We start from the raw sequence: 14,076 nt of genomic DNA on the forward strand, positions 1-14,076 counted from the left end.
CGGCCGGCTACGCTCGCGTCGGGCGATGACGCACGGAGGCGACCTGGGGTGACCGGACCCGGATGGCTCGGTGTCCTGGGACCGGTCGAGGCCGTCGGTCCGACCGGGCGGGCTGAGCTGCACGGCGCGCGTCAACGCGCTGTCCTCGGCGTGCTCGCGCTGCACGCGGGCACGGTGCTGTCCGCGACCCGGCTCGTCGACGTCCTCTGGGGCGACCAGCCGCCGCGCACCGCCGTGAAGACCCTGCACAGCCACGTCGCCCGGCTGCGGACCGCGCTCGCCGCGGCGGGCTTCGGCGGCGTCCTGGTCACCCGAGGCCCCGGCTACATCCTGGACGTCGCGCCGGAGTCGGTGGACGCGCACCGCTTCGCCGCGCTGGTCAGGGCGGCCCGCGGGCTCGCCGCCGACCGCGCCGCCGCGCTGCTGCGCGAGGCGGTCGGGCTGTGGCGGGGCGAGCCGTTCGCCGACACCCCGCTGGCCGACTGGGGCAAGCACGCCGTGGACGACCTCGCCGAGCAGCGATTATCCGCGGTGGAGGACCTCTGGGATGCCGAGCTGCGGCTGGGCGGGCACGACGACGCCGCCCGCGAACTCCCCCGCCTGCTGGCCCGCCACCCGCTGCGGGAGCGCATGGCCGGGCTGGCGATGCTCGCGCTGCACCGCTGCGGCAGGCACGCCGACGCGCTGGCGGTGTTCGACCGGGTCCGCCGCGACCTCGCCGAGTCCTACGGCGCCGACCCCGGGCCGGACCTGGCCGCCCTGCACACCGCGATCCTGCGCCGCGACCCCGCGCTCGACGGCGAGCCCGCCTACCTGGCCGCGCCCGCGCAGCTGCCCGCCCCGGTCGGGCACTTCACCGGCCGCGCCGCCGAGCTGTCGGCGCTGGACGACGTCGTCGCGGGCGCCGAGCGGCCGGTCGTGGTGATCACGGGCGCGGCTGGCATGGGCAAGACCGCCCTGGCCGTGCAGTGGGCGCACCGGGTGGCCGCCCGCTTCCCCGACGGGCAGCTCTACCTCGACCTGGCCGAGCAGGGCCCCGCCGACGCGCTCGCCCACCTCCTGCGCTCGCTGGACGTGCCCGACGACCGCGTCCCCGCCGACGCCGCCGAACGGGCCGCGCTGTACCGGTCGCTGCTCAAGGCCCGCCGCTGCCTGGTGCTCGTGGACAACGCGGGCGGCGTGGACGACGTGCTGCCGCTGGTGCCCGGGGCCGGGGCGAGCGTGCTGGCCGTGACCAGCCGCGCGACCCTGGCGGCGCTGGGCACGCGGCACGCGGTGCGGGTGGTCGCCGTCGACGCGCTCGACCACGCCGACTCGCTCGCCCTGCTCGCCCGGGTGCTCGGCGACGCCCGCGTCCGCCGCGAGCCGGTCGCGGCCGCCCGGCTGGCGCGGCTGTGCGGCGGGATGCCGCTGGCGCTGCGCATCATCGCCGCCCGGCTGCAAGCAGCGGCGTCGGCCACGCTGGCCGCCACGGCCGCCGACCTGGCCAGCGCGGGCCGGTTGGACGGGCTCGCCATCGAGGGCGACTCGCGCACGGTGGGCACCGTGCTGGCCAGCGCGTACCGGCCGCTGTCCCCGGCCGACGCCGCGATGTTCCGGATGGTCGGGCTGGCGCCCGGCGCGACGGTGACGGCCGGGGCCGGGGCCGCGCTGTGCGGGATCGGGACCGCGCAGGCGGCCGACGCGCTGGCCGCGCTCGCCAGCGGGCACCTGCTCAGCCCCGTCGGTCAGGACCGGTACCGCGCGCACGACCTGACGCGCGAGTTCGCCGCGGAGCGGGTGGCGGCCGAGGTGTCGGCCGCCGACCGCGCCGCGGCGGTGGACCGGCTGTTGGACTGGTACCTGGCCGTCGCCGAGGCCGCGAACCGGGTGATCGATCCGCGCCGGGACGCGGTGCGCCCCGACCCCGGGTTCCGCCCGGACCGCCTGCCGTTCCCGGACGACCGGCACGCCGCCCTGGCGTTCCTCAACGGCGAGCGGGACAACGTGCTGCCCGTGGTGCGCCTGGCCCGCGCGCACGGCAGGCTCGACGCCGCGTGGCAGCTGACGTACCTGCTCACCAGCTACCACGACGCGACCGGCCACTGGCACCTGCGGACCAGGGTGTGCGCCGTGGCCGCGGAGGCCGCCGCCGCGCTGGGCGACCCGCGCGCCGAGGCCGAGACGCTGCGCGGCCTGGGCGTCGCGTACTTCATGATCCGCCGGTTCGAGGACGCCCTGGCCACCAACCGCGCCGCGCTGCTGGCCGCCCAGGCGGCGGGCGACGCGGCAGGCGAGGGGCACGTCCACAACAACATCGCCAACGCCCTGGCCGAGCTGCGCCGCTTCGACGAGGCGGTCGTCGCGCACGAGCGCGCCGTGGCGACCTGCGGCGCGGCGGGCAACGCGCTGGGCAGGGCGCTCGCGCAGCGCAACCTCGGCCACACGTACGTGCGCATGGGCCGGGCCGGGCTGAGCCTCGCCCCGCTGACCGACGCCCTCGGCACCTTCGCCGACCTCGGCCACGACCGGCTGGTCGCCGCGACCCTGGACACCATCGGCGAGGCGCGGCTGCAGCTCGGCGAGCACACCGCTGCCCTCGCCGCCGTCGAGCGGGCCATCACCATCAGCCGCGACCTCGGCGACCAGTGGCTGGAGTGGGAGTGCCTGCTCGACGCCGGGCGGGTGCACCTCGACCGAGGCGCCCCCGGCCCGGCGGCCGACCACTTCGCCAGCGCCCTGCAGGCCAGCCGCGCCGTGGGCGACCGCCACGGCGAGGCGGCCGCCATCGCCCACCTGGGCCGCGCCTACCTCGCAGCGGGCCGCCACACCGACGCCCGCCGCGAACTGGAACGCGCCGTCGTCCTGCGCGCGGGCGTGCCGGACGAGGACGAACAGGCGCAGCTGCAGGCCGCGCTGGCCGAACTCCACGAGGTCACCGCACCCGGCCGGTGAGCCGGTGGGGACGCCTCGACCGAGGCGCCCCCACCGGCTGTCGACTCACTTCGCCAGGATGGTCACCACGGTCCTCGGCGAGTCGAGCACGCCTGCCGACGGGTCGAACAGCTCGAACACGAACCGCTCCTCCGCCGGGCGCGGGCCGGGGAGCAGCTTGATCTCCGCGACGCCGGTCGTGCTGCCCACCGGGATGGTGATCAGGCCGTCGCGCACCGGCTCGTAGCCGACGGGCTTGTCCAGCGCGATGGTCCGGAAGTGCACGGTGATCGGCGCGCGGGCCGGGAGGTTCGTCCGGATCGCGACCCGGCAGGTCTGCTCGGAGTTCGTGCCCCGGTCGATCGCCCAGCAGATCTTGCCCCCGTCGACACCCGTGCGCTGCGGCGGGTCATCGTCGTCCAACACGGCGCCGAACCCGGTCTGCTTGGTGATGACGAGGTTGACCGGATTGGTGAGAACCACGGTGAACCCCTCGTCGTTCTCAGCGGTGGAGTCGGCTATGACGGGCACGGTGACGGTGCGCGGCGCGGTACCGCCGTTCCAGCTCACCGTGGTGGTGGTCGCCTGGAAGTCACCCGGCGCCTGCGCCGTGCCGTTGGACGTGTGCACCTGGACGGAGCCGGTCGCCGTGCACCCTGCGGCGGGGGTCACCGCGACCAGGAAGGTGAAGCTGCGGACGCCCTGACCGGTGCCCTCGTAGTTGCTGTAGTTGCTGATCGCGACGGCGGCGGGAGCACAACTCGCCGTCAACGACACCCCCGAGGGTGAAGCCGTCAACGAGCCGACCGTCATCGTCGCCACGAGCGCGCATAACACCGCTGTCCGCACCACTTCGTCCGCCTCCCATCACTGGAACCATCCCAGTCCTGGCTAGACCACGGCGGTTGCAGCACGGTTGTGGACGCAGCTAGACCTTGGTGATCCGGATCGCGGCGAAGGCGATGCGTTCATCGCGGATGGCGCAGCCGGTGTCGCCGCTGTGCTCGTCGTAGCGCTGCTGCATGGTGATGCCGATCATCGCGTCGCCGTCGACGTCGGAGGTGCGGACGGTCGGGAGGTCGACCCAGGAGCCCCGGTGCGCGGACTGGTCGAGGCTCAGGGACATGCTCGGGCCGCTGTACTCGGCGTTGGTGGTCAGCCCGTCGATATCGGGGACGCGGATGGACACCACGTACTCGCCAGCGGGGATGCCGGAGAAGACGTAGGTCGCGTACGGCACCGTGCACCCGCTGCCGAAACGACCGGCGCCCACGCGTAACCGTCCTCGTAGCGCAGGTCCCCGACTACCTCGCTGCCCGAGGGATACGGCCAGAACCGCAGCTGCAGACCGGATCCCGGATCCACCGACGACTCGCGCGAGGTGTCCGGCGTCACCGTCCACGACGCAGCGGGGCGGGGCGCGGCGGTCTTCGGGGCGGGCGCGCGCGGTGTGGTCGTCGGGGGGACCGTGGTGGGCGGCGGGGGCGGCTGGGTGGTGGTTGTCGTCGTCGCAGGCGCCTGCGTCGGCGGTGAGACGGTGGTCTGTTCCGAGGTGGGCGGTGGTGGGAGCCCTTGGGCGGTGCCGGGCCGGGCGTAGAACACGACGAAGGCGACGTTGGCGAGCACGAAGACGATGCCGAGCGCCCGGCCGGCAGCGGGAATCGCGCGCCAGGTCGCGACCACGATGACGGCCACGACGAGCGCGGCGGCGACGCTGCTGAAGGTGAAGAACTCCCGCCACTTCGTCGGGTCGAGCAACGCCGTCGTCAGCGCGGTCGCGATCTGCAGTCCGTCGGCGATGAGCGCCACGAGGATCACCGAACGCGCGCTCTCCATCCGCTGCCAGCCGTTCGGCGGCGGTCCAGGCTGGTAGGTCACCCACGCTCCTCGGTGCTCGACCCGTGGCTGCCGGGCCCGCAGTCAGGGACTCGTCATCGGGCGCCGACCTGTTACATCACGCGGCGTCGTCGAAGGGCGGGTAGCTCTCGCGGCCGGACCGCTCGGCGGCGTCGATGTAGTCGGCGAGGGCGTCGCGGGAGCGGGCGAGCCGCTCGATCCGCTCGTCCAGCCGTCCCAGCCGGGACCGCATCGCGGCCAGCAGCTCGGGGCAGCCGACCAGCTCCGGCGTCTCCCCGGTCGCGCAGGGCAGCAGGTAGGCGATGTCCTCGCTGGACAGGCCCGCGCCGAGCAGGTGGCGGATCTGCTTCACCCGCAGGACAGCGGCGTCGTCGTACTCGCGGTAACCGTTCGCGCCACGCGCCGCGGGCAACAGCCCCTGCGCCTCGTAGTAGCGCAGCTGATGGGCGTGCACCCCCGTGCGACGACTCAGTTCCCCGATCCGCATCGCGACCTCGCTTGACCTTCACACCGGTATCAACGTTGACGATGCTGCCATGACCAACGACAGCAAGGCGCCCGTGACGATCCTCGGCCTCGGCCTGATGGGCCAGGCACTCGCGGCCGCGTTCCTCGACAACGGCCACCCGACCACCGTGTGGAACCGCACGCCAGCCAAGGCCGAGCACCTGGTGGCACGCGGCGCCCGTCTGGCGACGACGATCGACGACGCGGTGAAGGCGGGCCTGGCGATCATCTGCCTCACCGACTACCACGCCGTGCACGACCTGCTGGCCCCCGCCGACCTGGACGGCGCCGTGCTGGTGAACCTGACCTCCGGCACCTCCACCGAGGCCCGCGACACCGCCCGCTGGGCGGCGCAGCGCGGCGCGAGGTACGTCGACGGCGCCATCATGGCGACCCCGCCGTACATCGGGACTCCGGACGCGCTGATCCTGCTCAGCGGCGCGCCCGTGGACGATCAGCTCACCGCTCTAGGCACCGTCAACCACCTAGGCCCCGACCACGGCCTAGCCTCCCTCTACGACGCCGGGGGCCTGACCATGATGTGGGGCATCCTCAACGCCTGGCTCCACGGCACCGCCCTGCTCAGGACCGCGGGCGTCAACGCCGCGACCTACGCCCCCTTCGCCCAACACCTGGCCAGAGGCGTCGCCGAATGGTTGCCCGGCTACGCCTCCCAAATCGACAACAACGCCTACCCCGCCGAGGCCTCAGCCCTGGAAACCGATGCCCGGGCAATGGACCACCTGATCGCGGAAAGCGAGGCAGTGGGCATCAACACCGCCCTACCCCGCCTGTTCAAGACCTTCGCCGCCCGCGCCATCTCGGCAGGCCATGGCGGAGAGCAGTACCCGGTGCTGATCGAGGAGTTCATCAAACCGGGAAACGAGTAATCAGCGCTCCGCGACGGCTGAGCCCCCGATGTCATTCACTCCATCGCCGTTCTGAGTGCCCCCGGCAGGAATCGAACCTGCGACACACGGTTTAGGAAACCGATGCTCTATCCCCTGAGCTACGAGGGCGTGCCTGGGGTCACCTTACCCCGAGGGCGCGGTCGGGGCGGCCACTAGGGGGCCTGCCGGATGTCCGGTTCGCCCGGGGCGGGCAGTATGGGGGGTGTTCGCCCTGGTGAGGACGATGAGGGGAGTGGCGGATGGGTCGCCGTCTGGAGATCGATGGGGTCTCCAAGAGGTATGGGGACGTCGTGGCGTTACGGGAGATGACGTTCGACGTGCGGGCTGGGGAGTTGTTCGGGTTCGTCGGGAGCAACGGGGCCGGGAAGACGACCACCATGCGGATCGCGCTGGGGGTTCTGGCGGCTGATGGTGGGGAGGTGCGGTGGGATGGGGCGCCCATCACACCCACCACGCGGCGGCACATCGGGTACATGCCCGAGGAGCGGGGGCTGTACCCGAAGATGAAGGTGGGCGAGCAGCTGGTCTACCTGGCCCGCCTGCACGGCCTCTCCCCCTCGGCCGCCGAGCGGTCGGTGCGGGAGTGGACCGAGCGGCTCGGGGTGGCGCAGCGGTGGGACGACGAGGTGCAGAAGCTGAGCCTGGGCAACCAGCAGCGGGTGCAGCTGGCCGCCGCGCTCGTGCACAACCCGCTGATCCTGGTGCTCGACGAGCCCTTCTCCGGTCTCGACCCGGTCGCCGTCGACGTCATGAGCACCGTGTTGAAGGACAAGGCGCGGGACGGGGTCCCGGTCGTGTTCTCCAGTCACCAGCTGGATCTGGTGGAGCGGCTGTGCGACCGGGTCGGCATCGTCCGGAATGGACAGATGGTGGCCTGTGACACCGTCGAGGCGCTGCGCGCGGGCGGCACGACGCGGCTGGTCGTGGTGGCGCCGCAGGCCGAGCCCGGGTGGGCCGACCACCTGCCGAACGTGACCGTGCGGGAGCACGACGGCGCGCGGACGGTGTTGGAGCTCGGTGAGGGCGCCGACGACCAGGCCGTGCTGCGCGCGGCACTGGCGACCGGGCCGGTGACCGAGTTCAGCAGGCACCGCCAGTCGCTGACCGAGCTGTTCCGCAGCGTGGTGACCGGGGAGGTGGCGGCATGACCGACACGCCGGACGTGCGGCTGGGCAACTGGCAGGCCGTGGGCCTGGTGGCGGGCCGCGAGATCAAGCTCAAGGTGCGGTCGAAGGCGTTCATCGCCGTCACCGGCGTGACGCTGGTGCTGCTGGTCGGGTTCAGCCTGCTGATGAAGCTGATCAGCGGCGGGTCGGACGCCACGGTCGGGCTCACCGGGCCGACCACCGCCCTGGAACAGCCGTTGAAGGCCACGGCGAGCACCATCGGCCACACCGTCGACACCCGGTCGGTGGCGAACGAGGCCGATGGGCGCGCGGAGCTGGCGGCCGGGAACCTGGACGCGCTGCTCGTCCCCTCGGGCGACACCTTCGTGGTGGTGGTCCAGCAGGACCTCGACGGCTCGCTGGAGGACGTGTTCAACGTGCTCGCCGGGCAGCTCGCGTTCAACAACGCGATCACCGACCTCGGCGGCGACCCGAGCGCGGTCAACGAGACCGTGGCGCGCGCCCGGGTCGAAGTGCTGCCGATCGAGCCGCCCCAGGAGTACGACGGGCAGCAACTGGTGATCGGCATGGTCGCCGGGGTGCTGATCTACATGTCGCTGCTGCTCAACGGGCAGATGGTGGCGACCGGCGTGGTCGAGGAGAAGTCCAGCCGGGTCGTCGAGCTGCTGCTGGCCACCATCCGGCCGTGGCAGCTGATGGCGGGCAAGGTGCTGGGCATCGGGGTCATCGGGCTGGCGCAGATGGCGGTGATCGGCGGCGTGGGCATCGGGGCGGCGCTGGCCTTCGACGTGCTCACGATCAGCCTGTCGACCGCCGTGGGCACGGTGGTGTGGCTGGTCGTGTGGTTCCTGCTCGGCTTCCTCGTCTACTCCCTGCTGTTCGCCGCCCTGGCCGCCCTGGTGTCCCGGCAGGAGGACGTCGGCGGGGTGATCACGCCGCCGCTGATGTTCGTCATCCTCGGCTACGTCGTGGGCATCTCGGTGCTGCCCGCGGACCCGGGCAACAAGCTGGTGGAGACGCTGTCCCTGATCCCGGTCTTCTCCCCCACCCTGATGCCCATGCGCCTGGCGATGGGCGGCGTGCCCGCGTGGCAGGCGATCATGGCCGTGGTCCTCACCATCGCCCTGATCCCGGCGCTGGTGTGGCTGTCCGGCCGCGTGTACCGCAACGCGGTGATGCGCAGCGGCGCCCGGGTGAAGCTGATGGACGCCCTCAAGCCCGTGTGACCACAGCAGAGGAGGGGGGAGCCGGTCCGGCTCCCCCCTCTTGCCGTGTCAGTGGGCGTACACCTCGATCTCGTAGAGCGAGTACCCGTACCGGGTCGCCCGGGTGACGCCCTGCATCCGCACGTAGCGGGCTTCGGTGGCGGGGAACACCGCGGTGTCCAGGCCGCCGTCGCCGGAGGCGGTGGACCAGACCGGCCGCCACGTGGACCCGTCGCGGGAAACCTCGATCCGGTAGGACAGGGCGTGCGCGGCCTCCCACTGGAGCCGCACCCGGGACACCGGCCGCACGGCGCCCAGGTCGACGGTCAGGGACTGGCCGTCAGTCCAGTCGCTGGCCCAGCGCGTCGCCGGGTCCCGGTCCACGGCCAGGGCGGGCGGGTACGCGGTGAACAGGCCGCGTTCGTGGCTGGTCGCGGTCGCCGACCGGGCGAGGTTGGCGATGACGTCGCCTCGGCGGGCCGGGAACTCCACCACCTGCTGGTACGTCGGGCGGTTCTGGGTGGTGATGGGCTCCTGCGTGATGCCGCCCAGCGCCGTGTGGATGATGGCGTCGGCGCACCACTGGTCGCCCGCCGCGCAGTCGCCGTCGCCGGGGTAGACGGTGGTGGCGGGGGTCGCGGCGGCGGCGCGCAGGGAGTCGACGAGCACCGCGCGGCAGCGGGACAGCTCGCCCGCGCCGCAGAACTCCGCGCCCAGGGGACCGGCCACCGGCTCGTTCAGCACGGCGCGGAGGTCCTTGTGGACGAAGCCCCACCAGCCCGCCTGGTACGACGAGCCCTGGTGGGCGTTGCCGTTGGACGGGGACTCGTCCACCTTCAGCACCCGCGTCAGCTCCTGGTACGCCTTGTCGCCCGAGCCGGGGGCGAACTGGGCGCGGACCAGCAACGGCCACCACGCGTCCATGATCCGGATCGCGGTGGCGTGCTGGTAGGCCCGCGCGCCCTGCGCGGTCGGTCGGCGGAGCCCGCCCGCGGCCAGCCACTCGCGCAGCGAGCGCAGGGCGGAGTCGACCGCCGCGTCGCCGGTGGAGTCGCCGATGACGCGCAGCAGCAGGGGCAGCACGCGTTCGGCCCGGAGGTCGACCAGCGCCGCCTCCGCCATCGCCTGGGTCAGGCCGACCCGCGTCACGCCTCCGTCGGCGACCAGGGCCCGCACGCGGGAGTCCAGCAGGTCGCCCCGGTGGACGGCGCCGCGCTCCAGCCCGGACGCCGCCGTGCCGGGCGCCTGGTTGTTGTTCCAGGAGATGATGTAATCCTGGTTCACCACCTGCGGATGCGACTCGTACGACGTGTACGCCGCCCGGTTGGTGTCCGGGTTCCAGTCGACCCAGTCATACCCCGCGTTCGCCAGCACCGGCATGCCCGGGTCGACGGACGGGTGGCGGACCGGGTTGTTGCCGGAGTTGTAGTACGCGATGTCGTCGGCGTCGGCGTAGAACCAGTTGAACGTGTACCCGATGTGCGACGCCGCGCGCTGGAAGTCCGCGGCGGACCGGATCGCCGACGGGTCGTTGAACTCCTGGAAGCCGATCACCGAGTCCAGCTCGTGCAGGTACGTCGACCGCAGCCGGGTGTACGCCACGGGCTTGCCGCCGATGGTCGCGCGATGGGTCACCGGCCCGTACTTCGTCCGATAGACGCGCAGCGTGTACGACCCCGCGTCGACCGGGCTGCCGACCGACCAGTACCAGGAGTTGCGCCGCTCCACGGTCTCCATCGGCACGCACTGGCCGCGGTGCAGGTAGTGGTCGCTCTCCAGGGTCGGCGCGCCGCTGGGCGAGCACAGCTCCACCGCGTACGTGTCGATGATGTCCTGTGAGGACGATGTCGCGCTCCACGCGTAGTCCTGTCCGCGACCGAGCAGGACGTAGAAGCTGATCCCCGCGAACGACGCCCCGCGCGCGCTGATCCCCGGTCCCTGCAACTCCTGCAGCATCAGCAGCTGCGGCGCGAAGTACCCGGTCTGCGGACCGAACACGGCGATGGGGTTCCCGCTGGCGGTGTGCGCGCCGGAGACCAGCAGCGCGTTGGACATGCCGTGCTTGTTCTCCAGCAGGTCCCCCGGCAGGACGCCGTCGGCCAGCACGCCGTGCGCCGCCTCGATCGTCTGCGGCCCGGGCCGCGGCGACGCCAGGTCCTTGCGCTGGACCGCGGCCGCCTGCGCGCCCGACCGGTCGAACACCAACTGCTGGCGCACGACCGACCCGGGATCGGGCAGCGCCGCACCGCGTGGATCGGCGGGCGGGAGCGCGTACGGGAACCGCTGTCCGTTGTGGACGGTCTGGATGTGCTCGGGATCGTCGGCGGTGCGCAGCGATCGCCAGACGCGCTCGCCCTCCACGACGCCGTAGCGCTCCTGGATGGCCAGCTTGGCGACCGCGGCCTGCACCTCCCCGCCGCCGCCCGCGCCGAACTGCGCGCCGATGACCGCGGCGATCACCGCGAGGTCGGTGAGCTTGAACGGCTCGATCCGCCCGGCGTTGGTGACCGCGTCGATGTGGCCGAGCAGCACGTACTCGCCGGGGAAGTACCGGCCGCTGTGCGCCTGGCCGATGTAGGTGTTGATGCCCTCGACGTAGTCGCGCGCGTCCGCCATCGCCTGCGCGCCGCGCGGCCCGGCGGCGGCGCTCTCGTCGATCTGGCGCTGCAGGTCGGCCTCGGTGTACGGGGCGTCGGCGAAGAAGCCCTGCTCCAACTGCTGGTTCGCGGCCGCGCCGCCCGCGAACGGGGTCAGCTGCCCGCGCCCGACGCGGCGCAGGACGTCCATGAGGAACAGCCGGTCCTGCGCGGCGGCGTACCCGGCGCCGAACATGGTGCCGGAGCGGGTCGTTCCGGTGATGTGCGGTGTGCCGGTCGCCTTGTCGCGCACGATGGTGACGTCGGCGCGCGGCCGGATCGTGCTCTCCACCTGCGCGGGCGGCACGCCGAACGAGGAGTCGTTGAAGAACCGGGAGATCGTGTCGGTGGTCAGGCCCGGATAGCCGGTGGCGAGGGCGTCGTACTTGCCGAGTTGGTCGTCCGCGTGCCGGGGTCGGGTGCCGAGGACCTGGTGGGCCAGGATCTCGGTGAGCGTGGCGCTGCCGTTCTGGCCGGGCGGGTTGATGTCGGCGCACTGGCCGATGCAGTGGTCGGTCGCGGCGGTGGGCGGGAGGACCTGCGCCGCTGCGGGCTCGGGGACCGCGAGCAGGGAGGCCAGCACCGTCACACACGTCGCCGCGGGGATGAGGATTCGCACCGTGGGCTCCTCTCACGACGTGACGTTCGGTCACGCTACCGGTGCGTGCCGCATTCGCGAAAGGCTTTCAGCTTCGGCGGCTGGGGCTGGCCGGTAAGCTTTCGAAAAGGGCACCCTTCGGGGAGGGCGCATGCTGAAAGTGATCGTCGCCGACGACGAGGACCTCGTCCGCTCCAGCCTGCGGACGATCTTGTCGAGCGCGCCCGACGTCGAGGTCGTCGCCGAGTGCGCCGACGGCAACGGGGTCGCCGAGGTCGTCCGGCTGCACCGCCCGCACGTCGTGCTGCTCGACATCCGCATGGGTGACACCGACGGGATCACCGCGCTGCGCGCGATCACCGCGCTGCCCGACCCGCCCGCGGTGTGCATGCTCACCACCTTCGACATGGACGACTACGTCCGCCGCGCGCTGCGGCTCGGCGCTGCCGGGTTCCTGCTCAAGGACGTCGACCCGGCGTACCTGATCAAGGCCGTGCACGACCTGGCCTCCGGCGGCGTCGTGCTCGACCCGACGGTCGCCGCGCGCGTGGTCAACGCGATGACCACCGGCGAACGCGAGGCCGAGCCCGCCCGCGAGCGGCTGGCCACGCTGTCCGACCGCGAGCGCGAGGTGGTGACGCTGATCGGGCGCGGGCTGTCGAACGCCGAGATCGGCCGGGAGCTGCACCTGTCGGAGACCACGGTCAAGGGGTACGTGTCCGCGGTGCTGGGCAAGATCGGGGCCAGCAACCGCGTGCAGGCCGCGCTCGTCGCCTACCGCGGCGGGTTGATCGCGTAGTCCTCGACGGAGGCGTGCACCTCGACCCGGTTGCGCCCTCGGCGCTTGGCCCGGTAGAGGGCGATGTCGGCGTTGGCGAACAGCTTCTCCAGCGAGTGCGGCCCCGTCGCCACGCCGATGCTGACGGTGGGCCGCTGGGTGGTGCCGAGCACGGCCGTCCAATCGTGCTGGTCGACGGCGGTGCGCACGCGCTCGGCGACCGAGACGCCGACCGGGACGTCGTGGGCGTGGTCGGCCGGGTTGTCGACGAGCACCACGACGAACTCGTCGCCTGCCCAGCGCGCGATCAGGTCGCCGACGCGGCACTCGTTGCGCAGGACCTGGGCGATCTCGCGCAGCGCCGCGTCGCCCGCGGCGTGGCCCGCGGCGTCGTTGACGCCCTTGAACCAGTCGACGTCGATGAGCACCAGCCACGGCACCCTGCCGCTGGCGACGGCGCGTTCCAGCAGCTCGGGAGCGGTGTGCTCCAGGCCGAGGCGGTTGGCCAGGCCGGTGAGCGGGTCGCGGGCGGCGGCCTCCTGGGCGGCCATGGCCAGGCGCTGGGCGCGGATGGCCAGGCGGCGCTGCTCCAGGGCTTGGCTGAGACCCTCCTGCAGGGTCTCGACCGCGGTCCGGCGGGCCATGACGGTGCGGCGCAGCGCGGCGGCCTCGCCAGCGTGGTCGCCGTTGTCGCGGCAGATGTTGGCCAGGTCCTCGGAGTAGCGCTGGAGCAGGGCGACGTCGTTGATCTGCTCGGCGCACTCGACGGCGGTGATGCCGTGCTGGGTCGCCTCGTCGAGGTCGCCGGTCTGCCAGCGGATGCGGGCCAGCACCCAGTTGCCCACCGACTCCGCCCACACGTCCGGGCCCGGCGCGGCCAGCTCCAGCGTCTGGCGCGCGATGCGCTCGGCCTCCTCCAGCTCGCCCAGCCCCGCCAGCGAGGCCCCGTACGCGGCGAGCAGGGCCAGGTGGATGCGGCCCTCGGTGGCCAGGCCGAGGCCCTCCTGGAAGGCGGCGATGGCCTCCCGGTAGCTGGCCTCGGCCTCGGCGGGCGCCTGCTCGCAGGCGCGGAAGTTCAGCGTTCCGCCCAGGTTCTGCAGAGCGTGCGCCAGGATCTCCACGTCGTCACCCTTGCGTGCGACTTCGACGGCCACGCGGGTGATGTCCAGCGACGCCCGGCGATGGCCGATGCCCTCCAGAAGGTAACCCAGACGGTGCAGCGTGTCGGCGGCGAAGGAGCCGCGCGGCTGCTCGGCGTCGATGTCGCTCCAGCCCTCGGCGGCCAGTTCGAGGGCCAGCGGGATGCGCCGCAGCCGCCACGCCGAGACGGCGCGGCGGGTCAGGATGGCCGCGCGCGTCCACGGCGCCAGACCCGGCGGGACCTTGGCGAGCAGCTGGTCGAACAGCATGTTCGCCTCGTCGGCGCGGCCTGCGTCGATGAGCAGCCGCACCTCCCGGTCCGCCCGGAGCGCCTCAGCGGCGGCGAGTTGGTCGTCCTGGCCCACACCGTCCTCGGTCTTTGTCCTGGCCACCCGCCGCGCGGG

At 73.0% G+C, this 14,076-nt stretch carries 11 protein-coding genes and 1 tRNA gene; 6 read left to right on the forward strand and 6 right to left on the reverse strand.

Annotated features, from left to right (window positions below; translation table 11 throughout):
- Window positions 1–48: 48 nt before the first annotated feature.
- The gene (locus tag IEY98_RS01870) at window positions 49–2,934 is read left to right on the forward strand and encodes an AfsR/SARP family transcriptional regulator (protein WP_189208534.1); all 2,886 of its coding nucleotides are present in this window, start codon (window positions 49–51) and stop codon (window positions 2,932–2,934) included.
- Window positions 2,935–2,979: 45 nt separating this feature from the next.
- On the opposite strand, the gene IEY98_RS01875 is transcribed toward IEY98_RS01870, so the two are convergent.
- The gene (locus tag IEY98_RS01875) at window positions 2,980–3,711 is read right to left on the reverse strand and encodes a Calx-beta domain-containing protein (protein WP_189208535.1); all 732 of its coding nucleotides are present in this window, start codon (window positions 3,709–3,711) and stop codon (window positions 2,980–2,982) included.
- 130 nt (window positions 3,712–3,841) lie between these two features.
- Window positions 3,842–4,186, reverse strand: a complete 345-nt coding sequence (locus IEY98_RS01880; RefSeq protein WP_189208536.1) for a hypothetical protein — start codon at window positions 4,184–4,186, stop codon at window positions 3,842–3,844.
- A gap of 360 nt (window positions 4,187–4,546) precedes the next feature.
- Between IEY98_RS01880 and IEY98_RS01885 the strand changes: the two genes are divergently transcribed.
- Window positions 4,547–4,786 carry a hypothetical protein gene (locus IEY98_RS01885; RefSeq protein WP_189208537.1) on the forward strand — a complete coding sequence of 80 codons (240 nt, stop codon included), beginning with the start codon at window positions 4,547–4,549 and terminating at the stop codon, window positions 4,784–4,786.
- Between the two features lie 81 nt (window positions 4,787–4,867).
- On the opposite strand, the gene IEY98_RS01890 is transcribed toward IEY98_RS01885, so the two are convergent.
- Window positions 4,868–5,257, reverse strand: a complete 390-nt coding sequence (locus IEY98_RS01890; RefSeq protein WP_189208538.1) for a MerR family transcriptional regulator — start codon at window positions 5,255–5,257, stop codon at window positions 4,868–4,870.
- A gap of 49 nt (window positions 5,258–5,306) precedes the next feature.
- Here IEY98_RS01890 and IEY98_RS01895 point away from each other — a divergent pair, with 49 nt between their 5' ends.
- Window positions 5,307–6,167: an NAD(P)-dependent oxidoreductase gene (locus IEY98_RS01895; RefSeq protein ID WP_189208539.1), complete on the forward strand. Its 861-nt coding sequence runs from the start codon at window positions 5,307–5,309 to the stop codon at window positions 6,165–6,167.
- Between the two features lie 56 nt (window positions 6,168–6,223).
- On the opposite strand, the gene IEY98_RS01900 is transcribed toward IEY98_RS01895, so the two are convergent.
- Window positions 6,224–6,296, reverse strand: a tRNA-Arg gene (locus IEY98_RS01900).
- A 131-nt stretch (window positions 6,297–6,427) separates the two neighbouring features.
- Here IEY98_RS01900 and IEY98_RS01905 point away from each other — a divergent pair.
- Together IEY98_RS01905 and IEY98_RS01910 are read left to right on the forward strand one after the other, a co-directional pair.
- Complete coding sequence (locus IEY98_RS01905; RefSeq protein WP_189208540.1) at window positions 6,428–7,336, forward strand: ABC transporter ATP-binding protein; 909 nt, start codon at window positions 6,428–6,430, stop codon at window positions 7,334–7,336.
- Window positions 7,333–8,541: an ABC transporter permease gene (locus IEY98_RS01910; RefSeq protein WP_189208541.1), complete on the forward strand. Its 1,209-nt coding sequence runs from the start codon at window positions 7,333–7,335 to the stop codon at window positions 8,539–8,541. Before IEY98_RS01905 ends, IEY98_RS01910 begins: the two co-directional genes overlap by 4 nt.
- 48 nt (window positions 8,542–8,589) lie before the next feature.
- Here IEY98_RS01910 and IEY98_RS01915 read toward each other — a convergent pair whose 3' ends face one another.
- Window positions 8,590–11,775, reverse strand: coding sequence for a penicillin acylase family protein (locus IEY98_RS01915; protein WP_373292300.1), 3,186 nt, complete (start codon window positions 11,773–11,775; stop codon window positions 8,590–8,592).
- 130 nt (window positions 11,776–11,905) lie between these two features.
- Between IEY98_RS01915 and IEY98_RS01920 the strand changes: the two genes are divergently transcribed.
- Complete coding sequence (locus tag IEY98_RS01920; RefSeq protein ID WP_189208542.1) at window positions 11,906–12,553, forward strand: response regulator; 648 nt, start codon at window positions 11,906–11,908, stop codon at window positions 12,551–12,553.
- Here IEY98_RS01920 and IEY98_RS01925 read toward each other — a convergent pair.
- Window positions 12,529–14,064, reverse strand: a complete 1,536-nt coding sequence (locus tag IEY98_RS01925; RefSeq protein WP_229786463.1) for a GGDEF domain-containing protein — start codon at window positions 14,062–14,064, stop codon at window positions 12,529–12,531. The two genes, IEY98_RS01920 and IEY98_RS01925, sit on opposite strands and share 25 nt — an antisense overlap.
- Window positions 14,065–14,076: the final 12 nt, after the last annotated feature.

The organism is Actinokineospora fastidiosa, assembly GCF_014648415.1.
GTDB classification, from domain to species: Bacteria; Actinomycetota; Actinomycetes; order Mycobacteriales; family Pseudonocardiaceae; genus Actinokineospora; species Actinokineospora fastidiosa.

Excerpts from the sequence above, each read along its gene's own strand:
- IEY98_RS01905 (WP_189208540.1), top strand. The coding sequence starts at position 6,428 with ATGGGTCGCCGTCTGGAGATCGATGGGGTCTCCAAGAGGTATGGGGAC.
- IEY98_RS01920 (WP_189208542.1), top strand. The coding sequence starts at position 11,906 with ATGCTGAAAGTGATCGTCGCCGACGACGAGGACCTCGTCCGCTCCAGC.
- IEY98_RS01895 (WP_189208539.1), top strand. The coding sequence starts at position 5,307 with ATGACCAACGACAGCAAGGCGCCCGTGACGATCCTCGGCCTCGGCCTG.
- IEY98_RS01890 (WP_189208538.1), bottom strand. The coding sequence starts at position 5,257 with ATGCGGATCGGGGAACTGAGTCGTCGCACGGGGGTGCACGCCCATCAG.
- IEY98_RS01910 (WP_189208541.1), top strand. The coding sequence starts at position 7,333 with ATGACCGACACGCCGGACGTGCGGCTGGGCAACTGGCAGGCCGTGGGC.
- IEY98_RS01885 (WP_189208537.1), top strand. The coding sequence starts at position 4,547 with ATGCCGAGCGCCCGGCCGGCAGCGGGAATCGCGCGCCAGGTCGCGACC.